Source organism: Flavobacterium notoginsengisoli (genome assembly GCF_042686225.1).
Classification (GTDB): domain Bacteria; phylum Bacteroidota; class Bacteroidia; order Flavobacteriales; family Flavobacteriaceae; genus Flavobacterium; species Flavobacterium notoginsengisoli.
This window is the reverse complement of the sequence record NZ_JBHUOT010000002.1, coordinates 573,699-596,866: the sequence shown is the minus strand read 5'-3', so window position 1 is coordinate 596,866 and position 23,168 is coordinate 573,699. Positions and strand designations below refer to the sequence as shown.

The following is a 23,168-nucleotide window of genomic DNA, read 5'->3' as shown; positions in this document are numbered from 1 at the left end:
TGTGACTTTAATTATTAAGTGATGCCACTCAATAATACCATGGGGTATTAATCCAAATTTCTCTGGGCTATCCCCCTGTAAAAGGTAGATTGCATACGCGTTACGCACCCGTGCGCCGGTCTCTGCTCCCGAAGAAGCATACCCCTCGACTTGCATGTGTTAAGCCTGCCGCTAGCGTTCATCCTGAGCCAGGATCAAACTCTTCATCGTATATTTTAATATTATATAGTCGATGCTGATCTAGTCGGTTCTTTTCGAATCTCTCGATTCTATTACTCTTATTTTATTTGTCTTGTTGTTAAACAAGACGGCTGTCAATTCAATATGTCTACGAACGTATTTCTTTTTGTTTTCGCTTGTGTTTCAAAGCGGGTGCAAAAGTAGAAATTCTTTTTGTTTCTCGCAAGAAAAATTTAAAAAATTTTGAAACTTTTTTTTCGCCTCAGTTTTTCAACTTTTCCTTCCAATCTTTCAATGAGCTTCCGTGTTTTGCGGGGTGCAAATGTAAAAAGCATTTTCAAATCTCACAAGCTTTTCCGAATCTTTTTTTTGAAAATTTCTTTTCTCTTGATTCCTCTTTCCTGTCAGTATTTCTGTGAACGTTTTTCGTTGTTGCGGGTGCAAAAGTAGCACCTTTATTCAGTTATACAAGCTTTTTGTCCGCCTTTTTTTGATCTTTTTTCACTCTTTTTCTTAACACTCTCATAACTCGCAGGTTATAATCGAAGTTTTTTCCGCTCCTTGTGGGGTTTTTCCTCGTTTGGCTGTTATTTCTCTTGTTTTGCCACCAAGGCGCCAAGTCCCAAAGCCTTGTTTTCTGCCCTTTTTGATCTCGAAAACACGCAAAGGCGCCGGGTTTTTAATTCCCTTTCTTGTGAAAACGTCTTTTCTTTCCGAAATTCTCTTCTGAAAAATGGTGCCCTAGCCCCGATAGAAGTGGAAATCCTTTTGCTTTTTCCTTTAAAAAGCAAAAGATTGCAACGGATAGCGGGATTTAGCTCCCAACAAAACACATTACTCAAATTTCAATTCCAAAATTACTCCTTCGAAAAAGCTTCGGATTTGCTAAGACGAGAATATTCGCTTTTGTCCTTATATATTATAGTACACTTCTCTACTTATATATATGTATAAAAACAAACCCGACAGGTTTTGGAAACATGTCGGGTTATGGAAAATGAAATCTGCTTCATTTCCAAGCCACACACAAGTATCTTATATATTAAAGCAATCTTATACATATATATATTGTATGTATTTTTGTAATCACTTATATTTGCATCACAAAATTATAAACAATGATCAAGATTACTTTACCCGATGGGTCAATTAGAGAGTTCGCTTCAGACGTAACTCCAATGGAGGTCGCTAAAAACATTAGCGAAGGTTTTGCACGAAATGTTATTTCTGCATCTTTTAATGGTACAACTATTGAAACCGAGACTCCATTAACGACCGATGGTAATCTTATATTATATACTTGGAATGATGCTGAGGGCAAAAAAGCTTTCTGGCATTCCACTTCGCACGTAATGGCACAGGCACTTGAAGAATTATACCCAGGAATTAAATTAACTCTTGGACCTGCAATTGCTAATGGATTCTATTATGATGTAGATTTTGAAGACCAAAAGATTTCTGAAGCTGATTTTAAAAAGATCGAAGATCGTATCTTAGAAATTTCAAGAGGAAAGTATGATTTCAAAATGCGTCCGGTAAGTAAAGCCGAAGCATTAGAAATGTACAAAGACAACGTTTACAAAACAGAATTGATTTCTAACCTTGAAGACGGAACCATTACTTTTTGCGATCACGCCACTTTTACTGATTTATGCCGTGGAGGACATATTCCGAATACTGGAATTATTAAAGCTGTGAAAATCATGAGTGTTGCCGGTGCTTACTGGAGAGGGGATGAAAAAAACAAACAGTTAACTCGCGTTTACGGAACTTCTTTCCCTAAACAAAAAGACTTAACTGAGTATCTTGAACTTCTTGAAGAAGCAAAACGTCGTGACCACCGTAAATTAGGAAAAGAATTAGAATTATTCGCTTTCTCACAAAAAGTTGGTCAAGGCCTACCTTTATGGTTGCCAAAAGGTGCTGCGTTAAGAGAGCGTTTAGAGCAATTTTTAAAGAGAGCTCAAAAGAAAGCAGGTTACGAACAAGTTGTGAGCCCACATATTGGTCAAAAAGAACTTTATGTTACTTCTGGTCACTATGCTAAATATGGAGCAGACAGTTTTCAGCCAATTCATACTCCGGCAGAAGGTGAAGAGTTTTTACTGAAACCAATGAACTGTCCTCACCACTGTGAAATTTACAATGTAAGACCTTGGTCGTATAAAGATTTACCAAAGCGTTATGCGGAATTCGGTACTGTATATAGATACGAGCAATCTGGCGAATTACACGGTTTAACTCGTGTAAGAGGTTTTACTCAGGACGATGCGCACATTTTTTGTACTCCGGAACAATTGGATGAAGAGTTCAAAAAAGTAATTGACTTAGTATTATACGTATTTGGTTCTTTAGGTTTTGAGAACTTTACTGCTCAGATTTCTTTAAGAGATCAGGAAAACAGAGAAAAATATATTGGTACTGACGAAAACTGGGAAAAAGCTGAAAACGCAATTATCAATGCAGCAAGAGATAAAGGCCTTAATACAGTTGTTGAATATGGTGAAGCCGCTTTCTACGGACCGAAACTGGATTTCATGGTAAAAGATGCTTTAGGAAGACAATGGCAATTAGGAACAATTCAGGTAGATTACAACTTGCCTGAGCGTTTTGATTTGACTTACAAAGGCGCTGACAATGAATTACATCGACCAGTAATGATTCACAGAGCACCTTTTGGATCAATGGAACGTTTTATAGCAATTCTATTGGAACACACAGCAGGAAATTTCCCACTTTGGCTAATGCCTGAACAGGCTATTATCTTGTCTTTGAGCGAGAAATACGAAAATTATGCTAAAAAAGTTTTAGATTTGCTAGAAAATCACGAAATTCGCGCCCTAATTGACAATCGAAACGAAACAATTGGTAAGAAAATTAGAGATGCAGAAATGCAGAAAATTCCATTTATGCTGATTGTAGGTGAGGAAGAAGAGAAAAATGGTACAATTTCTATTCGTCGCCACGGACAAGAAGGAAAAGGTAATATTACCGTTTCTATCGAAGAATTTGCTTCGATTGTAGACGAAGAAATAAAAAAGACATTAAAAGTATTTACAGTTTAACTTAAATTAGAAAGTCATAGCAATAAGAAGCAACAGAGGTTTTCAACCTCGAGTAGAAAAAAAAGATGCACACAGAATAAATAACAATATTCGTGGTGTACAAGAGGTAAGACTAGTAGGCGAAAACATCGAACCAGGTGTATTCAAGCTTGCGGATGCTTTACGATTAGCAGATCAGTTCGAATTGGATTTAGTTGAAATTTCGCCAAATGCGGAGCCACCGGTTTGTAAAATCATGGATTACAAGAAATTTGTTTACGAACAAAAGAAAAGAGATAAAGCTTTAAAAGCTAAATCTTCTCAGGTTGTTGTTAAAGAGATTCGATTTGGTCCTCAGACTGATGAGCATGATTACGAGTTCAAAAGAAAGAACGCTGAAAAATTCCTTAAAGAAGGATCTAAATTAAAAGCTTTCGTTTTCTTTAAAGGACGTTCTATCATTTACAAAGATCAGGGTCAGATTCTGTTACTACGTCTTGCTCAGGATTTAGAAGAACACGGTAAAGTTGAAGCTATGCCTGTTTTGGAAGGAAAGAGAATGATTATGTTCATTGCTCCTAAAAAGAAAAAATAGTCTCAGTTTACAGTCTCAGTGTTCAGTTAGAACCTGAGACTTTAAACTTGAAACAAAAAATATAAGTAAGTAAGAATAAATTAAAACACTAGGAAAAATGCCTAAAATGAAAACAAAATCTAGCGCTAAGAAACGTTTTAAAGTTACTGGCTCTGGAAAGATTAAAAGAAAGCATGCTTTTAAAAGTCACATCTTGACTAAAAAATCTAAAAAACGTAAATTAGCTTTGACACACTCAGCGCTAGTTCACTCAACAGATATGAAAAGCATCAAACAACAATTAAGAATTATCTAATAATTCTTTAGGTTAAAAAATTATTTATATAACCTTGGAGTATGGCTTTAAGTTCCTTTGATTCAATTCAGGACGCCTGCTACAAAAACACATTAAAATTATGCCAAGATCGGTAAATTCAGTTGCTAAAAGAGCAAGAAGAAAAAAAATAATGAAGCAAGCCAAAGGTTTCTTTGGCAGACGTAAAAACGTTTGGACAGTTGCTAAGAATGCAGTAGAGAAAGCGATGAGCTACGCTTACCGCGATAGAAAACAAAACAAAAGAAATTTCCGTTCATTATGGATTCAACGTATCAACGCTGGAGCTAGATTAGAAGGAATGTCTTATTCTCAATTCATGGGGAAAGTTAAAGCTAACGGAATCGAATTGAACCGTAAAGTTCTTGCAGATTTAGCGATGAACCACCCTGAAGCTTTCAAAGCTATTCTTAATAAAGTAAAATAAACGTTTTATAAACTCAATTTAAGATTACTTACTTATCATAGAAAAACCATCCCGTCTAAACGGGATGGTTTTTTGTTTTCACCTCTATTCTCACTCAATTACTTTTAAAAATGAAAAGGCTTTTTTTAATTTTATTCATGATGCAAATTCTCTTAGTTAAATCACAGGAGAAGAATTCAGATAAGAATTCTATTAATACTATAATTGGTGTAATTGACAAACGAGATTCTAACTGTCTTTCTGAAATAAAAAGAGCAAAAATGGATTTCAAATTTCAAGAAATTTTTTATTACATTGAAGGCGAAGGTTATCTTGATATTGGTTATAACAGACATCACCAATATTTAAAAGAATTACTAAAAGAAAGACAGGTCAAATTCGCTTATTCTAATGAGCCTGAACTTTCATTATACCAAATTGGGAATGACAGTGAAAGTTATCCCGCAATAACAAATTGCTATTGCAAAGCATCTAATGAGTTATTAAATCTAAAATACGGACGTAACTTCACAAAACAGATTGAAAGAACAGCAGATAGTTTATATGTAATGAACAGAATAGAAATACCCTTTGAATATCCTAATGGAGTAGATGATTATTGTTTAATATATCCAAATGCTAACGAATTCTTAGATCAAAAAATGCAAATTCAAAAGGATTTCTTTACAGTTTTTAAGTTTCCAAATGGTTTTAACAAAACTTCAAACCAAAGAGATTTTTTTGCAAAAACTAACTTCATCATTAAAAGAGACTCTAAAATATCAGATATTAATATAGAAATCAAATTTACAAATCCCGAAAATATAAAATTTAGTGATTCAATTATCAATCAGTTAAGGAAGTTTATTGAAAACGCAAACTGGAAAGCCGCCGTTTCTAGTGGTGTAATAGTTAATAGTAAGTTTGACATAAATTTCTATAATTAAATTAAAGAAGTAAATTTACACATACAAAAAACTTTTAAATGTACGAGGCTATTCTTAATCATATTCAAAAATTCATCCATCTTAAGGCTTCAGAAATTGATTTACTGGAATCATGCTTAAGCACTACGCAAATCATAAGAAAAGATCATGTCTTAGAAGAAGGTCAGATTTGCAATACGATGTATTTTATTGTAAAAGGATGTATGCGTCAATATATTATTAATCCGAGAGGAACTGAACAAACTCTTCAATTTGGAGTAGAAAATTGGTGGATAACCGACTATTTGAGTTATCACAATCATACACCTTCTCATTTTTATATTCAGGCAGTAGAAACAACAGAAGTAATTGCGATTGAAAAATCTGTTTTGGAATCCATATTAATTCAAGTTCCAAGTCTGGAAAAATATTTCAGAATTGTTGCTCAAAAAGCATTTGGAGCTGCACAAATGAGAATTAAGTTTCTGTTTACAATGTCTGCGGAAGAAAGATATAATCATTTTAAAAACCAACAACCTGATTTCGTACAGCGTGTTCCGCAATATATGCTTGCCTCCTACTTGGATTTTTCAGCTGAATTTATGAGCAAAATAAGAGCCGGAAAAGTGTAACCTCATTTCTTGAAGTAGTTCAAGTTTTTAAAAGTATTCATTACTGACCTTTGTAATGAACTTTTAAAACATATAAAAATGAAATCAAGAATTGTTATCCCGAATGTTGCCCCAGAAGCGTATCAAGCTTTAATGAATTTAGAAAAATATATTTCTACAACTTCACTAACTCCAGTACATAAAGAATTAATAAAAATCCGTGCTTCACAAATTAACGGCTGTGCATTTTGTATCAACATGCATACTGCTGATGCCAGAAAACATGGCATTTCCGAACAAAGAATTTACCTAATAAGCGCATGGCGTGAAGCTGATTTTTACACTGAAGAAGAAAAAGCAATCTTAGCTTTAACGGAACAAGTAACCTTAATTGGTAATCATGTTTCGGACGAAGTTTATGAAAATGCAGCTAAATTATTTGACGAAAAATACCTTGCCGAAATACTTTTAGCAATCATTACAATTAACTCCTGGAACAGATTAGCTATTACTACCGGAATGCGTGCTTCATAATTTATAAAGAGAATATTTACAAGCTATTAAAACTCAAAAGCCCTTATGAATAAAGGGCTTTTTGTATTTAATTAAAAATCAGAACCGAAAAAAACGCAAAATGAAAATATTTTAAAATACCGTATTTATACTCTTTCAGGATTTTCAGAAATATATATTTTTGGCGCATGATACCAAAAAGAATACTATTTTACTTCTACATATTTATGGCTTTTTTAGTTATTTTTTCCTGCCAGAAAAAAACTATAATCGTAAAAAAAGAAGCTTACAGCAAAACAGAAGTTACCCGATTGGTTTCATTAGCGAATATATCATTCAATGCTAAAAAATTTGACAGCGCGTTTTATTACTATAATGAAATACTCTCAATATGCCCTCCTTCAAAAGATCCGGAAAATTACATTAGTACTTTAAATCGCATGGCCACTATCCAGCAAAAGCATGGTGATTATGCAGGTAGCGAAACCACAATAAAACAAGGATTACCCTATATCAAGCTTACAAAAAAACAATTTCTTGTATGGACTCTTTATAGCATTCTGGGCAATAATTATTTAAATACCCATAATAATAAAAATGCCATTTTATATTACGAAAAAGCGCTAAAACTTAATGTAACGCCAGAGAAAAAATTAACTACAAAAATCAATATCGGACTTGCATTAATTCAGAACAAAGAATTTGATGAAGCCTTAAATCTTTTTCTTTCTTTAGAAAATACAAAAGGGGTTGTCTTTAAACCCGAAATATACGGCGCTCTATTCGACAATATAGGATTGTGTTATTTTAAAATAAACAATTATGAAAGTGGATTAGATTATATGATGAAAGGACTAGAGATTAGAAAAAAACTAAAAAGTCCTTCTGAATTAGGAAAAAGCTATATCCATCTTGCACAATTATATGATTCTAAAAATCCTTCGTTAGCAAAAAAATATGCCCTTTTAAGTTATAACGAATTCGGAAAAACAAACCAAACTGAACAAAGTTTATCACCATTAAGAATCATTATTAAGCACAGTACCTATCAGGAATTTAAAACATATTCTGAATCTTATATTAATTTAAATGACAGCATATATGTAACTGATCAAAGAGTAAAAAATCAATTTGCAAAAATTAAATACAACTCTAAACGTGAAAAGGAAGAAAATTTAAAATTGAAAACACACAGAGCTGAAAATGAACTTAAAGTAGAAAGGCAAAGAAATAAAAATATTGTAGCCTACATCATTATTATTCTAAGCTTATGCATGATTTTAATTTTATATTACTATCTCACTTCAAAAGCAAATCGTGAAAAAATTGAAGCCGCATATTACAGTGAAACCAGGATTTCTAAAAAATTGCATGATGAATTAGCAAACGACATTTATCATACAATGGCTTTCGCCGAAAATACAAATCTATCTCTGATTGAAAACAAAGAACAATTAACAAATTACTTAGAGACAATATATTCCCGAACGAGAGATATATCGAAAGAAAACTGTACAATTGTTACCGATGAAAATTATATTTCATCACTTAAAGAAATGATTTCTCGCTTTAGCACTTTAAATATTAATATAATTTTAAACGGACTTGATAGTATAAACTGGTACAATATCAATCCAAACAAAAAGATTACTATATACAGAGCTTTACAAGAATTGCTTGTTAATATGAGAAAATACAGTGAAGCTTCTTTAGTTGGCATTACCTTTAAACAAGACGAAAAAAATATTTTAGTCCATTATAAGGATAACGGAAAGGGAATAGACACGGATAAAATTATATTTAAAAATGGTCTATATAATGTAGAAAGCAGAATTCATAAAATAAAAGGTCAATTTGAAATTTCTTCCAGTCCGAATCAAGGATTTAAGGTCTTTTTTAAACTTCCGCTGTCATGATTAAGCCATTATTTCAATTTTTTCAAAAAAAACATATTGTTTTTGGCCTGCTAATTTTCATTACAGTTTTAGCAGTTTGTCTTTCCATGAAATTTTATGAAGAAAAAAAACAGCATGAAAAAGACTTCAAAGAGAACCGGTCTGCCGAAATACAAAAATTAATAAAAAAGGGAGAAACTTATTTTGATCCCGGAAAATTTGACAGCGCGTTTTTTTATTTTGAAAAAGCTAAATCATTATGCAATCCGAAAGAAGATTTTGCCGACGTTTATGTTGAATCACTAGTATGTATTACCGATGTTCAGCAGAGATATGGTGATTTTTATGAAGCAGAAACGACCCTCACAAAAGCAATTCCTTATCTGGAAAAAACAAAAAATCCCAAACATGCTATTAATGTATATGCACTAATGGCTAATAATTATTTTAGCATTTATGATTATGAAAACGCATTATATTATCAACGAAAAGCATTAAAAAGAGCCATTTCCACATTTAGAAAATCTGATATAATTACAGATATTGCTTTTATATATATCCATCAAAAGAAATACAAAGAGGCAATAAATTTATTAAGACCCCTGGCTAAACATAAAATCAGGGATAAAGTTGACCCTCCAAATACCGATGTTCAGTATTCTGCCGTTCTCTATGATCTGGGACTCTGTTATTTACGGATTGGAAATCATAAAGAATTAGCATTAGATTGTTTTAATAGAAGTTTAGAATTAACAATCAAAACAAATAATAATTATGAATTGGTTGCAAATTATTACTCTCTTTATTTGTATCACCAAAAATACAATAATCCGGAATTAGCTAGAATTAACATACAAAAGGCATATGAGTGCGCAAAAAAAACAAAAGCATCCATATACGAAATCAACATGTTAGGTTATCTAATTAGAGCTGACAATGTAAATAATTCAAGAAAACATTTTAATAACTTTCTTACACTATCAGATAGTATAAACATTAGTAGAAAAAAAGCAAAAAATCAATTTGCCAATTTGATATATGGTTCAAAGAAAGATAAAGAAGAAAATTTAGAATTGAAAAACCAAAAAGCGGGAAAAGAACTTCAGTTACAAAAACAAAAAAACAGGAGTTATATCTCTTATGTTGTAATCTCTTTAAGTTTATTTCTAATACTTTTTTTAATATTTCATATCACTTCTAAAGGTAAACGAGAAAAAAATGATGCGATTTTTAAAAGTGAAATGAGAATATCAAATAAGCTTGATAATGAGCTCAACTTATATATCTACCAAACTTTACTATTTGTTCAGGATAAAGATCTGGAAGATACAGAAAATAAAGAAAAATTAGTGAACAGTTTGAATGATATCTACTCTAAAACCCGGAATATTTCAAGGGAAAACAGCAAAATCCCAACAGACGATCGGTATATTTTTGTTTTAAAAGAAATGATTTCAGAATACAAAACCGAAGATGTAAATATTATATTAAATGGCTTTGACACAATATCCTGGAATACAATTGATAAAAACAAAAAAATAATACTGTACAGAATTTTACAAGAATTATTATTTAACATGAAAAAATCAAACAGTTCAAGTCTGGTAAGCATAATTGCAAAGAAAACAGACAAAAAAATAGCAATTCAGTACACTGATAATAGTAATGAAATTAGTACAGAAAATAATATTTTAGAAAAAAGACTACTAAATGTGGAAAACCGTATTAAAACAATAAAAGGAACTCTTAATTTTGATACAAGCTTAGAAAAAGCGTTTAAAATAAATTTCTCATTTCCTATATAAGATAATATTATGTTTAAGAAAGTTTTAGTTGCCGAAGATTTAGATAGTATCAGTATTGCTGTTGTTCAAGTACTTGAAGATTTACAAGTTCCCGTAATTGATCATGTAAAATACTGTGATGAAGCTTTACTCAAAATAAAAAAAGCTTTACTGGAAAAAGAACCTTATGATTTACTAATTAGTGATTTATCTTTTAAATCAGATCATAGAAAAGCCATATTAAACAGCGGAGATGAATTAATTGAAGCTGTAAACAAAGTACAACCTACTTTAAAAAAAATCGTATTTTCTATTGAAGACAAAAGCTACAGAATTAAATCACTTTTTAATGATTTAGGAATAAGCGCGTATGTCTCTAAAGGAAGAAACAGTATTACAGAACTAAAAAATGCTATTGTAAGCACATACAAAAACGAAGAAAAAATTGTTTCTTCTGACTTATCATTTAGTTTTAATGACAAAGCTTTGATCGAAATTGAATCCTATGACATCTCCATACTGAAACTTCTTTCGCAAGGTTATATTTTAGAAAGCATCTCTAAAGAATTTAAAGATTTATCTATTACACCAAACGGAACAAGTAGTATTGAAAAAAGAATTAACAAATTAAAAATCTACTTTAAAGCAAATAATAATGTACATCTTATAGCAATTGCTAAAGATTTTGGATTAGTTTAAAATATGTAAACTTTTTACAAAATCACGTAAGAATCGAAGCTTTAGTAATTTTAAATTTGCTAACCCCAACCTACTAATGAAACCAAAAAACAAAACGATTACTTTTTTTGAAAAGATTAACACAACTCAAAATAAAATCATCATGAAAACCATGTTTCTTTGTCTTTTTTTATCAATAAGCTTTGCTTATGTATCTGAAAAAACCGGCTGGTTAGAAATCGATTGGAAAATAATCTTTATCCCTGCTTTGCTGGTTTTACAAATTATAATTATTGGAACTGCTTTAAAAAACAGATATAAAAAACATTAAAATTCTAAGAAGGGTTTAGTGATGATTATAGGAAATACCAATATATTTGGTTTCATTTATTTTTTACATGAAAAGCATTCTAAGCCCTGTCCTCTTATTATTTACATTTTTATCATTTGCGCAAACCAAAATTTTATCATGGAATATTGAAAACTTTGGCAGATCAAAATCTGATACAGAACTTAACTATATTGCAAAAAAAATTGAAGCATACGATATAATTGCTATTCAGGAAGTGGTTGCCGGATATGGCGGAGCACAGACAGTAGCAAAACTATCGGCTTTGCTTAACGAAAAAGGAACTAAATGGGACTACAGCATCAGTAATCCAACTACCAGCAGCAGTTACAAAACAGAGCGTTATGCTTTTTTATGGAAAACAGGTAAAATCAAACTAAAAAACAAACCCTGGCTGGAACAAAAGTTTAAACTGGAAATTGACAGGGAACCCTATTTTGCAACATTCGAGATCAATAAAAAAACAATTACGTTAGTCAACTTTCACGCTATCACCAAAAAAAAGCAACCTGAAACAGAAATCAAATATTTTAAGTTTCTACCAAACCAATATCCTAACTTAAATCTAGTCTTTTTAGGAGATTTTAATTGTCCGGAAAAACATACTGTTTTTAATCCGTTGAAAAAAATGGGATACGATTCTGCCTTAAAGAATCAGAAAACAACACTCAAACAAAAGTGCAAAAATAATATCTGCCTGGCTTCAGAGTTTGACAACATATTTTATAAAACATCCAATTTAAAAATCATCAATTCAGGAGTGATCAAATTTTATGAGGATTTTGACTCTCTACAGAGTGCAAGAAAAGTTTCAGATCATATCCCAATTTGGTTTGAATTCTCTTTAAACTAAGTTTTAAGTTTCTTTTTTCTTGCTGCAGGAAATAATACATTATTCAGGATTAATCTATACCCCGGAGAATTTGGGTGTAAGTCCAAAACCGTTGGCGGATCTCCTACCTGATGTTGATAATCTTCCGGATCATGTCCTCCAAAAAAAGTAAACATTCCTTTTCCTTTTTCGCCATGAATATATCTTGATTCACCATTTAGTTCACAGGTTCCCATAATCAGTACATTTGATTTTATTAATGAAGTATCAAATGAAGTTGTTTGTCCCATAAAACCTTTTACTAACTGCGTATGATTCTGACATAGCATACTAGGAATTGGATCCCATTTTGCAGAAAATTCCATTAAAGTAAAATAATCTTTTTCCATTAAAATTCTCCTTTTTGTGGTCATATCAATATCCGAAAACTCATAAACTTCAGGTTTTCTTTCCAGAGTAAAATTTTTAAAGGCAAAAGAATTATTATAATTTAATTTAGACTGATAATTTGATTCGCTAGGATCTCCATCAAACATAGCTTCGCAAATATCTACACCATCGGCAGAAAGTGCAATATCAAAACTGTCCGTAGCTGAGCACATGGCAAACATAAATCCGCCGCCAACAACAAAATCCCTGATTTTTTTTGCAACAGCTCCTTTTTCCTGAGATACTTTAGCATAGCCTAATTTTGCAGCCAAAGCTTCTGAATCCCTTTTTTGATCAATATACCAAGGAGTATTTTTGTAAGCGGCATAGAATTTTCCATATTGACCAGTAAAATCTTCATGATGCAAATGAAGCCAGTCATACATTAAAAGCTGATCGCTTAAAACTTCTTCATCATAAATAGGCGTAAAAGGAATTTCTGCATAAGTCAAAACCAGAGTTACAGCATCATCCCAAGGCTGCTTTCCTTTTGGAGTGTACACAGCAATTTTCGGAGCTTTTTCTAAAATTACAGACTCCATATTCTGTGAAGGGCTGGAAATTTCATTTAAAATTGAAGCCTCTTCGCTATCTGAAATAATTTCAAAACTAACACCTCGAATTTTACATTCTTTTCTAATTTCCTCAGCATCAGGAAGAAGAAAAGAACCTCCACGATAATTGAGAAGCCAGCTTGCTTTATAATCTTTGCTCAAACACCAATAGGTTATACCATAAGCTTTTAAATGATTTTGTTGTGTAGATTCATCCATTGGAAGCAGGATAAACGATGCTCTGGAATTAAATGTAATTAAAAGTATAAAAATGCAGAATAAACTCTTATTCATCAGAAAATTATTTTAGTAAAGATATAAAGGAAGACTTAAAAAAAAGAATGCATACAATTTTTTCTAGCCTAACAGAATGTTAAATAAAGAAACAGGTATAAATACCTGATTTACAATATTCCGAAAAAAGGGTAAAAACACCTATAGTATGGTTAAATAATCTATCTACATTTGCTATCCCAGATCATCAAACTAATCAATGTAAAAAACAAACAACCATGAAGTTTAATGATAGTAATAATCAAGAAAAGGGTATGAATATAATTCAAAAAATAGGTTTATGTGTTCTTGTAGTGACAATTATCTTATATTATATTTTGTCAATTCAATTTTTGACGGCATAATTAAATTGTTAAAACGGCTAAATCATTTTGAATAGCATACACAACCAAACCAGCAATATTACGGGATTCTGTTTTAAGTAGTAAATTATTTCTGTGTCCTTCTATAGTTCTCGGACTTAAAAAAAGATGTTCTGCAATTTCGGCAGTTGTCTTTTGTTGACAAATTAACTGAAGTATTTCGACCTCACGAGCTGAAAGAAAATTAGTATCCAGCCCGCCTTTTGTATTTTTAGGCGAAACTATGGTTTCCTGAATTGTTTTCAGAACACTTTCATTATAGTAGAAACCTTTAGAAGCTACTTCATTAATGGTAAGAATTAAATCTTTTGGAGTAGTGTTTTTTATCAAATACGCCACAGCACCAACCTGAATCATATTAGCTATAAAAGACTTAGTATCATAACTTGTCAAAGCAATAATCTTAATATCAGGGTATCTTTTTCGAATAATTTTTGTGGCTTCAACACCATTTAAAACCGGCATTTTCAAATCCATTACAATTATGTCAGGCTTAATTTCGTTTTTATCTAACTGAGAAATAAGTTCATCTCCGTTTGAGGCTTCAAAAATAATTTCGATATTTTCTTCCCTCTGCAATAAAAAAGAAATCCCCTTGCGAAACAAAATTTCATCATCGACTAAGGCAATTTTAATAGCAGCATTCATCTTATTTGATTTTGGTCGTTTAGTTTGGTCTGCCGAATTTACGAAATATGATTTATAAAATACCTTATTTTATTGATTAAAAACCGTATTGAGCCATAAAATTTGATTTAAAAATTAAAATGTACTATAACTCCGTTATTAATTTCCGAAGTAATTTTTATTGTTCCTTCTAAAAACGATATACGACTGTCAATATTTTTCATTCCTAAGCCTTTTTGATTTTGATCACTTTTGCTGTCAAAACCAAGTCCATTATCTTCATAATCACAAATATTTACGCCTTCTTTATTGGTGAAAGCGATCCAAATCTCTGTTGCTTTACCGTGACGAAGCGAATTATTCATAAGTTCTTGTAAAATTCTGAAAACGTGCAGATGTCGATCGATATCCTTATCATCAAAATCGATTTCATTTTTGTAGTGTGTTTTTACAGATTTACTACTTTCAAATTCTTCGCATAATTCCTCAATTGCAGCGTTTAGTCCAAATTTTTCAAAAACCGGAGGTAATAAATTATGTGCTATTTTTCTGGAATTGTCTAATGCCTTTGTTGTTAAAGCAATAATATTTTCTGTAATTTCTGAAGTTTCCGCTTCTGTAAGATTTGGAGCCGTAAGCAGGTGACTATTTAAAGAAACAATATTTAATTTTGAACTAATATCATCATGAAGATCCTGTGCAATTCTTTTACGCTCTTCTTCCTGCGTGATAATAACAGCATGTAATTGTTCTTTTTGATATCGAACTATTAAATCTATTTTCTCCAGTTCTTTCTGAATTATTTTTTTCCTTGAAAAATAAAAAAATATAATTAATGCGACTGCAACAATTATAAAAAACAACGAGATATATAAAATAATAGCAACTAACTCTTTATCAGGAATCGAATGGGCGTTCATATCTGTTTATTTACGTTACACAACTACAAATTAGCTTTGTAAACTTTTTTTATTCGAAAAACTCACTTTCCATTCATATAAAATAAAAAGATAATAGATCACATTTAAAAATGCATTAAACATCCAACTTAAATATTTCACATCATTATTTAAAGTCGATGTCAGATTACCTATAATAAACAAAACAGTACTGGATAATAAATAAATAATCACTCCCATACTTGCGTAGTAGTAGGTTTTGTGCTCTGTAAGCATATTATAAAAATGCATCAGCGCAAAAACCACAATCAGTAAAGAGGTGAGTGTAATTTCAAATAAATTAAATTTTAAAAACTCCTGCGGAGTATTAATAAACTGTATTGTAAGTACAAGTAAAGCCAATATCAGGCTAACTTTTACAAACTTTTTTTGAATTCTTATTTTTAAAATGGAATGGTAAAATAATCCTAACAATACCATTTGTCCTATAAAAAAGGTATTCACCAAAAATAAATTATTCATTTTAAAGTGAAACAGAGTCTCCATTGACATTTGCATCAAAAACGCAAAGGCCAGGTAACCAACAAAAAAAACATTAGCTTTCTCCTTACGGAAAAAGCTATATGTATATAATATTAGATCAATTAATAAAATCAAATAACCTGAATATATTAAAAAATCAGCCATTATTTTTACTTAAAAACATTTAAATTAGAAAGGAGGACTTGGACGTGAACCGTCATAAACAACATCTCCGCCTTCTACCATACCTTCCGGCGGACCGTAAACATCTACATATTTACCCGTTTTTTCGTCGTATTTAGCACCAACAAAAAGTAATGTTTTTTCATTATCGTCATTAATACCAATATAGGCACGAACAGCTTCAGTACCAAGTTTTAAAACTAGCTCTAAACTCTCTCTTGGAATTAAATAAGATTTAACTTTATTCTTAAGATCTTCAACAGTAGTATCGTCGTCGTACCTTTTCTCCCATTCTTTGGCAGTAGTTAAGGGCACTCTGATAGGCCCTGGAAATTTTTCTTCATTCATAATTCTAATTTGTTATTGGTTAATAAATTTAAAAAAATAAATAGTCTCTTAATGGTCTCGCTAAACTACTGATTTTAATTAGAAAATTAGCACAAAAACAAAAAAAAAGCCTTAAAAAATAAGGCTTTTACAATTTATTAAAATGGGACATCGCTGTCATCGTCATCGTCATTCAAATTACTGCCAAATGCTTCATTGGCTGAAGGAAGGTTATTTGTAACAAACGGGCTATCGTCATGATTCATTTTTGATGGCAAATCGTCATAACTACCCGAAAATTCATCAAGGTTATCAAATTTCCCTAAGTGTCCTAAAAATTTCAGACGAATGTTTTCAATACCACCATTACGGTGTTTTGCGATCATAATTTCAGCCTGACCAGCAGTTGGCGAAGCCTCTTCATCATCCCATTCCTCAATTTTATAATATTCTGGTCGGTATAAAAACGAAACGATATCAGCATCCTGCTCAATTGCTCCAGATTCACGAAGATCCGACAGTAAAGGACGTTTACTAGAACCACGTGTTTCTACAGCACGCGACAACTGAGAAAGTGCAATAACCGGAACGTTAAGTTCTTTTGCCAAAGCTTTTAAGTTTCGGGAAATTGTAGAAATTTCCTGCTCACGATTTCCTCCTCCTTTAGCATTTCCTCCTGCAGTCATCAACTGCAAATAATCAATAATGATAATTTTAATACCATGCTGCGACGCTAAACGACGACATTTTGCTCTTAAATCGAAAATAGAAAGTGAAGGTGTATCATCAATAAACAAAGGTGCTTTCTCTAAATCTTTTACTTTAGTACTCAGCATTGTCCATTCATGAGCCTCTAATTTTCCTGTACGCAATTTTTCTGATGACAATCCTGTTTCAGAAGAAATAAGCCTCGTAATTAACTGAACAGATGCCATCTCCAGAGAGAACAAAGCTACTCCATGCCCATATTGAATGGCAATATTTCTGGCCATAGAAAGCACGAATGCCGTCTTTCCCATCGCTGGTCTGGCCGCGATAATAATTAAATCACTCGGTTGCCATCCGGACGTTAGTTTATCCAGGTTATGAAAACCAGTTTCTACACCACTTAATCCTTCTTTTTTAGAAATCTCTTCAATTTTCTTTTTAGCTTGTAAAACTAAACTTTGTGCGGTTTCAGAACTACGCTTGATATTTCCTTGTGTAACTTCGTACAATTTAGATTCAGCTTGATCCAATAAATCAAAAACGTCTGCACTTTCATCATAGGATGCTTCAATAATTTCTGAAGAAATTCTAATCAAACTTCTTTGAATAAATTTTTGAAGAATGATACGAGAGTGAAATTCGATATGCGCCGAAGAAGCAATTTTCTGCGTAAGCTGAATCAAATAAAAATCTCCACCCGCTAAATCCAATTTTCCGTTTTTCTTTAACTGAGTCGAAACTGTTAAGATATCAATTGGCTGCGTTTCTGTAAAAAGTTGTAAAATCGCTTCAAAAATATGTTTGTGCGCGTCTTTATAAAAAGCTTCTGCCTGTAAAATATCAATTACGTCATCTACCCCTTTTTTATCAATCATCATTGCACCTAACACAGCCTCCTCCAAATCAAGAGCTTGCGGCGGCAACTTCCCTTTTTCTAAGTTGATAATGGTGGTTTTGTCGACCTTTACAGGGCTTAAGTTTTTGAAATTTTCCATATAGCGAAAGTAGCAAAATTTAAAAAAAAACTGCTATCGAGTTATAACTATTAATTGTTTATAAATAATCCTGATTTGTTCATAACCAAAAAAAAATCCGAAACTGTAAGGCTTCGGATTTTAAGTCTCTTTTTATGAATTTACTCTTTATACTCGCCCATATTACTGTATTTGTCCATTCTTTGGGCAATTAAGTCGGCTGTTGATAAGTCTTTCAATTCATTATATCCTTTAGTGATGTATTCTGCAACTGTTTTAAAAGTTGTTTCGCGGTCATAGTGCGCTCCTCCAAGTGGTTCCGGAATTACATCATCTACTAATTTTTGTTTTTTCATATCAGAAGAAGTCAATTTTAAAGCTTCTGCCGCACGTTCTTTGTATTCCCAGCTTTTCCATAAAATAGAAGAGCAGGATTCCGGAGAAATTACAGAGTACCATGTATTCTCTAACATGTAAACACGATCTCCAACACCAATTCCTAAAGCTCCACCAGAAGCACCTTCACCAACAATAATAGTAATAATTGGTACTTGAAGACGAACCATTTCAAAAATATTTCTTGCAATAGCTTCGCCTTGTCCTCTTTCTTCTGCTTCTAATCCAGGATATGCACCCGGAGTATCTACCAAAGTCAAAACCGGAATTCCGAATTTTTCTGCCATTTTCATCAAACGCAAAGCTTTACGGTATCCTTCGGGATTTGCCATACCAAAATTACGATACTGACGCGTTTTGGTATTAAAACCTTTTTGCTGTCCAACAATCATAAATGACTGCCCGTTTATTTTACCAAGACCACCAATCATTGCTTTATCATCTTTAAAACCTCTGTCTCCATGAAGTTCTAAAAAAGTATCCCCGCAAATTGCTTTAATGTAGTCTAAAGTGTAAGGTCTATTTGGGTGTCTTGACAATTGTACACGCTGCCAAGCGGTAAGATTTTTATATATTTCTTTCTTGGTTTCTACTAATTTCTTGTTGATTTCCGTGCAGGTAGGTGTTACATCAACATCAGATTCTTTCCCAATAATAACGCACTTTTCTAACTGTTCTTCAAGTTCTTTAATTGGAAGCTCAAAATCTAAATATTCCATGGATTTTTGAATTTTGTTTGTAAATCGAACCGCAAATATAAAAATATTATATCATTGGCGAAGTTAATTGTTATTTAAAGTATAAAAATGCAATCTAATAATAAGTAAACTATTACAAGTTTTCTTTCTTATTCTGATAATGTTTAAAAACACCATTCAGGATAACTGTTATGATAATTATGACTGCTCCGATATAAAATTCAATACTCATTTTTTCTTTACCACCTAATATAAAATAAGCCAACACAATTCCGTAAACCGGCTCTAAATTAGTGGTTAACATTACAGTATAGGGCGTTAATTTTTGCATTACTTTTACCGAAGCCGTAAAAGCATAAGCAGTGCAGACAGATGACAGAACGAGCAATAAAACCCAGTTATTTAAAGACATCGTAAAGAAATCTACAGTAAATTTTCCCTGAAACAAAAAATAAACTGAAATAAAGAAAACTCCCGCACCAAATTCATAAAAAGTAATTACAGACGGTTCATGATCTGAAATTAGTTTCCCATTCATTAAGGTAAACAAAACTCCTAGAATGATTGCCGCTAAAGCATAATAAACTCCAGTAAGATATTTAATTTCCACCTGAAGAATCAGACCTAAACCTGCAATAATTACAAGACCAAAAAGAACTTCATACCAAAGAACTTTACGACCATAAAACAAAGGTTCTAATAAAGATGCAAAAAAAGCTCCTAATGAAAATATAGAAAGTGTAATCGAGACATTGGAAACATGAATGGCTTTAAAAAAGAAAATCCAGTGCAATGCAATTAATAAGCCAACAAAAATCAGTTTAAAAAGTTCTTTTACAGGAACCTGAAACGATTGCTTTTTATAAGCAATAAAGCCTCCTAAAAAAATCATAGCAATAAGCATTCTAAACCAAACCAAATTATTGGCATCAATAGTTATTAAAGCGCCCAAAATGGCTGTAAACCCCCAGATAAAAACAATTAAGTGAAGATTTAAATAACTTTTTAAATTATCGTTTCGCATTACGTAATAAGTAAACTGCTAAAATTCCGAAAACTATATTCGGGAACCAAACAGCTAATAAAGGTGAGAAAGTAGATTTTTCGGCTAGTGTACCAAAAATTTTATCAAAGAATACAAATGAGAAAGCAATTGCAATACCAATTGCCAGATTCGTTCCCATTCCACCGCGTCGTTTCATAGAAGAAACTGCAACAGCGATAATAGTCAAAATAAAAGCCGAAACCGGAACGCTGTACTTTTTATAAAGAACAACCAGATAAGTATTAATATTTCCGGAACCTCTTTTTCTTTCTTTTTCAATAAAATCAATTAGCTTTCCTAAAGTCAATGTTTCTGCAATGTAGACAACAGGAGTCAAATCGGCAAGTTCAAACTTAAAAGCCACATTTTTTTCCGGAGACTTATCAATTACATCATTTAATTCTCCAAGCGTTCTTTTGGTGTAATCGTATAAAATGTAGATTTTTTTCTTAGGATCCCATTTTATACGGCTTGCAGTAATTTTATAGGTTAGTTTTTCTTTTTCGAAATGTTCTAAAGTAAAATTAAAAGCTGTTTTAGATTCTTCATTAAAGCTATTTACAAAGATAAAATCGTGATCGTTAATTTGTCTGTAAACGTTCGTATTTTCCCCCCGCATGAGTTCCTTTCCATTTCCTTTTAAATACGTATATCTAAAATTATTATAACCTTCACTTGCTGCCGGAACAATGAAAAATCCCATTAACAAAACAAAAACCGAAACAATAGTAGCGCCTATAATATAAGGACGCAAAAAGCGTGTAAAAGAAATTCCTGAACTCAAAATAGCAATAATTTCTGTATTATTAGCCAGTTTTGAAGTAAACCATATCACCGATAAAAACAAAAATATCGGAAAAAGAGAATTAATAAAATAGATTGTAAAATTGTAATAATAGAAAGCAATATCCATAAACGGAATCTTGTTTTCGAGCATCTTATTCACTTTTTCAGAAACGTCAATAACGATTCCGATTGGCGCAAATAAAAGCAACATCACAGAGAAAGTCCCCAGATATCTTTTTAAGATGTATTTATCTATTATTGTAAGCATATAGTTTTTTGTATCAAGTTTTTTAGTTTCAGGTTTCAAGTTTTCGGATTCTAGTGAACTTGAAACCTGTAACTTGAAACTTTAAACCCTTAAAGACGCTGACTCATATTTTTAACCATCATTTCTTTCCATGGTCTAAAATCTCCGGCTAAGATATGTTTTCTTGCTTCACGAACCAACCACATATAGAATCCAAGATTATGAATTGTGGCAATTTGTTTTCCTAAATATTCATTTGCAGCGAATAAGTGACGCAGATAAGCTTTAGAGTATTCTGTATCTACAAAAGTGTGTGCCATTTCGTCGATTGGAGAAAAATCTGCTTCCCATTTTTTGTTTTTGATATTGATTGTTCCGTTTGCTGTAAACAGCATTCCGTTTCTGGCATTACGCGTTGGCATAACACAGTCGAACATATCAATTCCTAACGCAATATTTTCCAGAATATTTATTGGAGTTCCAACTCCCATTAAGTAACGAGGTTTGTCTTCAGGAAGAATTTCACAAACCACTTCTGTCATGGCATACATTTCTTCTGCAGGCTCACCAACCGAAAGTCCACCAATTGCATTTCCTTGTTGTCCGGAATTAGCAATATATTCAGCCGACTGACGACGTAAATCTTTATAAGTACTTCCTTGAACAATTGGAAAAAAGGTTTGTTCGTAACCGTATTTATAAGGTACCTTTTCCAAATGATTAATACAACGATCCAACCAACGGTGTGTCATGTGCATCGAACGCTGCGCATATCTGTAATCGCAAGGATAAGGCGTACATTCATCAAAAGCCATAATAATATCGGCTCCAATGGTACGCTGGATTTCCATTACATTTTCAGGAGTAAAAAAGTGATAAGAACCATCAATATGTGATTTGAACTTCACCCCTTCTTCTTTAATTTTTCTGTTTGAAGAAAGAGAATATACCTGATATCCTCCGGAATCGGTCAAAATATTACGATCCCAGTTCATGAATTTATGCAATCCGCCTGCTTTTTCCAAAATTTCAGTCTGCGGACGCAAATATAAATGGTAGGTATTTCCAAGAATGATATCCGGGTTTATTTCTTCTTTAAGCTCACGCTGGTGCACCCCTTTCACAGATGCAACCGTTCCAACCGGCATAAAAATAGGCGTTTCAATTACGCCGTGATCAGTAGTTATACTTCCCGCTCTTGCTTTAGACTGCGGATCTTTTTGTAATAAATCGAACTTCATTTGTTTCTTTTTTCAGTCGGCAAAGATAAGTTAATTTCAGGGAAATTTAATTAATTAGATAATTTGTGAATTAGAAAATTAGCTAATGTTTTCTTAATGCTTCATTTTCGCTTTTGAAATTAAACTTATTCAGGCGTTTCCCAATCCCGATAACTATCTGGAGGGATCCGCTATTTTCCCGATTAACAAAAACTACGACTAAAAAGCCTTGTTTTTCTAAATCGGGAGATGTCGCTTCAAACGAAGTTCACTGAACTCCAATAAAAAATAAAATATTGTGAAGTAATCTCTAACGCAAACAGTTTTCCAAGAAAATTCATCTATTAAGAGAGAATGTAAAAACTGCAACAATCCTATTAGTAAAGTATAACAAACTCATTCATTTCTTTCGTAATTTTAATATTCAACTAAAATTTTAGAAATCATGATAAACTCAGAAGATAAATTAGATGACATCAAGGACGATCAAATTGAAAAAAACCTTGAAAACATGGATTATCCGGCAAATGAAGATATTTACAATCAGGAAGAAAGACTAGAAGACATTGATCCTCAAGATATTTCCGGAGAAAGAATAGTTAACAATGACAATCACGAATGGAAACAAAACAGTGACAAAATAGGAAATGATTTAGATGTACCTGGTTCTGAGCTAGATGACACACAAGAAGATATTGGTTCTGAAGACGAAGAAAATAATTACTACAGCGAAAGCGACACAAACTAACGGTTTGTCTGATCTTTTTTTGC

At 32.2% G+C, this 23,168-nt stretch carries 23 protein-coding genes and 1 rRNA gene; 13 read left to right on the top strand and 11 right to left on the bottom strand.

Annotated elements, in window-relative coordinates:
- Window positions 1-210, bottom strand: a 16S ribosomal RNA gene (locus ACFS3A_RS08070); the annotation flags it as partial.
- 1,088 nt (window positions 211-1,298) lie between these two features.
- On the opposite strand from ACFS3A_RS08070, the gene thrS reads away from it, so the two are divergent.
- The 12 genes from thrS (at window position 1,299) to ACFS3A_RS08010 (ending at window position 12,147) form a co-directional block, all read left to right on the top strand.
- Window positions 1,299-3,245, top strand: a complete 1,947-nt coding sequence (gene thrS / locus ACFS3A_RS08065; RefSeq protein WP_379824849.1) for a threonine--tRNA ligase — start codon at window positions 1,299-1,301, stop codon at window positions 3,243-3,245.
- Between the two features lie 22 nt (window positions 3,246-3,267).
- Window positions 3,268-3,819 carry a translation initiation factor IF-3 gene (infC, locus tag ACFS3A_RS08060; RefSeq protein WP_379824853.1) on the top strand — a complete coding sequence of 184 codons (552 nt, stop codon included), beginning with the start codon at window positions 3,268-3,270 and terminating at the stop codon, window positions 3,817-3,819.
- A 97-nt stretch (window positions 3,820-3,916) separates the two neighbouring features.
- Window positions 3,917-4,114 (top strand): 50S ribosomal protein L35, encoded by a 198-nt coding sequence (gene rpmI, locus ACFS3A_RS08055; protein ID WP_007810722.1) that lies wholly within the window; start codon window positions 3,917-3,919, stop codon window positions 4,112-4,114.
- Window positions 4,115-4,214: 100 nt separating this feature from the next.
- Window positions 4,215-4,559 (top strand): 50S ribosomal protein L20, encoded by a 345-nt coding sequence (rplT, locus tag ACFS3A_RS08050; protein WP_008464948.1) that lies wholly within the window; start codon window positions 4,215-4,217, stop codon window positions 4,557-4,559.
- A 110-nt stretch (window positions 4,560-4,669) separates the two neighbouring features.
- Complete coding sequence (locus ACFS3A_RS08045; RefSeq protein WP_379824848.1) at window positions 4,670-5,485, top strand: hypothetical protein; 816 nt, start codon at window positions 4,670-4,672, stop codon at window positions 5,483-5,485.
- A gap of 38 nt (window positions 5,486-5,523) precedes the next feature.
- Window positions 5,524-6,096 (top strand): Crp/Fnr family transcriptional regulator, encoded by a 573-nt coding sequence (locus ACFS3A_RS08040; RefSeq protein WP_379824847.1) that lies wholly within the window; start codon window positions 5,524-5,526, stop codon window positions 6,094-6,096.
- 78 nt (window positions 6,097-6,174) lie between these two features.
- The gene (locus tag ACFS3A_RS08035; protein ID WP_379824846.1) at window positions 6,175-6,609 is read left to right on the top strand and encodes a carboxymuconolactone decarboxylase family protein; all 435 of its coding nucleotides are present in this window, start codon (window positions 6,175-6,177) and stop codon (window positions 6,607-6,609) included.
- A 206-nt stretch (window positions 6,610-6,815) separates the two neighbouring features.
- On the top strand, window positions 6,816-8,504 hold the full coding sequence (locus tag ACFS3A_RS08030) for a tetratricopeptide repeat-containing sensor histidine kinase (RefSeq protein WP_379824845.1): 1,689 nt from the start codon (window positions 6,816-6,818) through the stop codon (window positions 8,502-8,504).
- A 410-nt stretch (window positions 8,505-8,914) separates the two neighbouring features.
- Window positions 8,915-10,288, top strand: a complete 1,374-nt coding sequence (locus ACFS3A_RS08025; protein WP_379824843.1) for a hypothetical protein — start codon at window positions 8,915-8,917, stop codon at window positions 10,286-10,288.
- Window positions 10,289-10,297: 9 nt separating this feature from the next.
- Window positions 10,298-10,966: a response regulator gene (locus ACFS3A_RS08020; RefSeq protein ID WP_379824842.1), complete on the top strand. Its 669-nt coding sequence runs from the start codon at window positions 10,298-10,300 to the stop codon at window positions 10,964-10,966.
- A 76-nt stretch (window positions 10,967-11,042) separates the two neighbouring features.
- Complete coding sequence (locus ACFS3A_RS08015; protein WP_109190348.1) at window positions 11,043-11,276, top strand: hypothetical protein; 234 nt, start codon at window positions 11,043-11,045, stop codon at window positions 11,274-11,276.
- A gap of 67 nt (window positions 11,277-11,343) precedes the next feature.
- Window positions 11,344-12,147 (top strand): endonuclease/exonuclease/phosphatase family protein, encoded by an 804-nt coding sequence (locus tag ACFS3A_RS08010; RefSeq protein WP_379824841.1) that lies wholly within the window; start codon window positions 11,344-11,346, stop codon window positions 12,145-12,147.
- Here ACFS3A_RS08010 and ACFS3A_RS08005 read toward each other — a convergent pair.
- From ACFS3A_RS08005 to tgt, 10 genes are all read right to left on the bottom strand, one after another.
- Window positions 12,144-13,403 (bottom strand): asparagine synthetase B, encoded by a 1,260-nt coding sequence (locus tag ACFS3A_RS08005; RefSeq protein WP_379824839.1) that lies wholly within the window; start codon window positions 13,401-13,403, stop codon window positions 12,144-12,146. The genes ACFS3A_RS08010 and ACFS3A_RS08005 overlap by 4 nt on opposite strands.
- Window positions 13,404-13,747: 344 nt before the next feature.
- The gene (locus ACFS3A_RS08000) at window positions 13,748-14,413 is read right to left on the bottom strand and encodes a response regulator transcription factor (protein ID WP_379824838.1); all 666 of its coding nucleotides are present in this window, start codon (window positions 14,411-14,413) and stop codon (window positions 13,748-13,750) included.
- Window positions 14,414-14,520: 107 nt separating this feature from the next.
- Window positions 14,521-15,312, bottom strand: a complete 792-nt coding sequence (locus ACFS3A_RS07995; protein WP_379824837.1) for a sensor histidine kinase — start codon at window positions 15,310-15,312, stop codon at window positions 14,521-14,523.
- Between the two features lie 30 nt (window positions 15,313-15,342).
- Window positions 15,343-15,978, bottom strand: a complete 636-nt coding sequence (locus ACFS3A_RS07990) for a hypothetical protein (protein ID WP_379824835.1) — start codon at window positions 15,976-15,978, stop codon at window positions 15,343-15,345.
- Window positions 15,979-16,002: 24 nt separating this feature from the next.
- Entirely contained in the window at window positions 16,003-16,344 is a 342-nt protein-coding gene (locus ACFS3A_RS07985) for a hypothetical protein (RefSeq protein WP_379824834.1), read from the bottom strand.
- A gap of 137 nt (window positions 16,345-16,481) precedes the next feature.
- The gene (gene dnaB, locus ACFS3A_RS07980) at window positions 16,482-18,026 is read right to left on the bottom strand and encodes a replicative DNA helicase (RefSeq protein WP_289662637.1); all 1,545 of its coding nucleotides are present in this window, start codon (window positions 18,024-18,026) and stop codon (window positions 16,482-16,484) included.
- A gap of 140 nt (window positions 18,027-18,166) precedes the next feature.
- On the bottom strand, window positions 18,167-19,120 hold the full coding sequence (locus tag ACFS3A_RS07975; protein WP_379824832.1) for an acetyl-CoA carboxylase carboxyltransferase subunit alpha: 954 nt from the start codon (window positions 19,118-19,120) through the stop codon (window positions 18,167-18,169).
- Between the two features lie 112 nt (window positions 19,121-19,232).
- A complete protein-coding gene (locus ACFS3A_RS07970) occupies window positions 19,233-20,123 on the bottom strand; it encodes a DMT family transporter (protein ID WP_379824831.1) in 891 nt (296 codons plus the stop codon).
- The gene (locus ACFS3A_RS07965; protein WP_379824830.1) at window positions 20,110-21,198 is read right to left on the bottom strand and encodes an LptF/LptG family permease; all 1,089 of its coding nucleotides are present in this window, start codon (window positions 21,196-21,198) and stop codon (window positions 20,110-20,112) included. Before ACFS3A_RS07965 ends, ACFS3A_RS07970 begins: the two co-directional genes overlap by 14 nt.
- Window positions 21,199-21,287: 89 nt before the next feature.
- Window positions 21,288-22,418: a tRNA guanosine(34) transglycosylase Tgt gene (gene tgt, locus ACFS3A_RS07960; protein WP_179006428.1), complete on the bottom strand. Its 1,131-nt coding sequence runs from the start codon at window positions 22,416-22,418 to the stop codon at window positions 21,288-21,290.
- Between the two features lie 424 nt (window positions 22,419-22,842).
- On the opposite strand from tgt, the gene ACFS3A_RS07955 reads away from it, so the two are divergent.
- Window positions 22,843-23,145: a hypothetical protein gene (locus tag ACFS3A_RS07955; protein WP_379824829.1), complete on the top strand. Its 303-nt coding sequence runs from the start codon at window positions 22,843-22,845 to the stop codon at window positions 23,143-23,145.
- Window positions 23,146-23,168 lie beyond the last annotated feature (23 nt).

Excerpts from the sequence above, each read along its gene's own strand:
- thrS (WP_379824849.1), top strand. The coding sequence starts at position 1,299 with ATGATCAAGATTACTTTACCCGATGGGTCAATTAGAGAGTTCGCTTCA.
- rpmI (WP_007810722.1), top strand. The coding sequence starts at position 3,917 with ATGCCTAAAATGAAAACAAAATCTAGCGCTAAGAAACGTTTTAAAGTT.
- rplT (WP_008464948.1), top strand. The coding sequence starts at position 4,215 with ATGCCAAGATCGGTAAATTCAGTTGCTAAAAGAGCAAGAAGAAAAAAA.
- ACFS3A_RS08045 (WP_379824848.1), top strand. The coding sequence starts at position 4,670 with ATGAAAAGGCTTTTTTTAATTTTATTCATGATGCAAATTCTCTTAGTT.
- ACFS3A_RS08040 (WP_379824847.1), top strand. The coding sequence starts at position 5,524 with ATGTACGAGGCTATTCTTAATCATATTCAAAAATTCATCCATCTTAAG.
- ACFS3A_RS08035 (WP_379824846.1), top strand. The coding sequence starts at position 6,175 with ATGAAATCAAGAATTGTTATCCCGAATGTTGCCCCAGAAGCGTATCAA.
- ACFS3A_RS08030 (WP_379824845.1), top strand. The coding sequence starts at position 6,816 with ATGGCTTTTTTAGTTATTTTTTCCTGCCAGAAAAAAACTATAATCGTA.
- ACFS3A_RS08025 (WP_379824843.1), top strand. The coding sequence starts at position 8,915 with ATGGCTAATAATTATTTTAGCATTTATGATTATGAAAACGCATTATAT.
- ACFS3A_RS08020 (WP_379824842.1), top strand. The coding sequence starts at position 10,298 with ATGTTTAAGAAAGTTTTAGTTGCCGAAGATTTAGATAGTATCAGTATT.
- ACFS3A_RS08015 (WP_109190348.1), top strand. The coding sequence starts at position 11,043 with ATGAAACCAAAAAACAAAACGATTACTTTTTTTGAAAAGATTAACACA.
- ACFS3A_RS08010 (WP_379824841.1), top strand. The coding sequence starts at position 11,344 with ATGAAAAGCATTCTAAGCCCTGTCCTCTTATTATTTACATTTTTATCA.
- ACFS3A_RS08005 (WP_379824839.1), bottom strand. The coding sequence starts at position 13,403 with ATGAATAAGAGTTTATTCTGCATTTTTATACTTTTAATTACATTTAAT.
- ACFS3A_RS08000 (WP_379824838.1), bottom strand. The coding sequence starts at position 14,413 with ATGAATGCTGCTATTAAAATTGCCTTAGTCGATGATGAAATTTTGTTT.
- ACFS3A_RS07995 (WP_379824837.1), bottom strand. The coding sequence starts at position 15,312 with ATGAACGCCCATTCGATTCCTGATAAAGAGTTAGTTGCTATTATTTTA.
- ACFS3A_RS07990 (WP_379824835.1), bottom strand. The coding sequence starts at position 15,978 with ATGGCTGATTTTTTAATATATTCAGGTTATTTGATTTTATTAATTGAT.
- ACFS3A_RS07985 (WP_379824834.1), bottom strand. The coding sequence starts at position 16,344 with ATGAATGAAGAAAAATTTCCAGGGCCTATCAGAGTGCCCTTAACTACT.
- dnaB (WP_289662637.1), bottom strand. The coding sequence starts at position 18,026 with ATGGAAAATTTCAAAAACTTAAGCCCTGTAAAGGTCGACAAAACCACC.
- ACFS3A_RS07975 (WP_379824832.1), bottom strand. The coding sequence starts at position 19,120 with ATGGAATATTTAGATTTTGAGCTTCCAATTAAAGAACTTGAAGAACAG.
- ACFS3A_RS07970 (WP_379824831.1), bottom strand. The coding sequence starts at position 20,123 with ATGCGAAACGATAATTTAAAAAGTTATTTAAATCTTCACTTAATTGTT.
- ACFS3A_RS07965 (WP_379824830.1), bottom strand. The coding sequence starts at position 21,198 with ATGCTTACAATAATAGATAAATACATCTTAAAAAGATATCTGGGGACT.
- tgt (WP_179006428.1), bottom strand. The coding sequence starts at position 22,418 with ATGAAGTTCGATTTATTACAAAAAGATCCGCAGTCTAAAGCAAGAGCG.
- ACFS3A_RS07955 (WP_379824829.1), top strand. The coding sequence starts at position 22,843 with ATGATAAACTCAGAAGATAAATTAGATGACATCAAGGACGATCAAATT.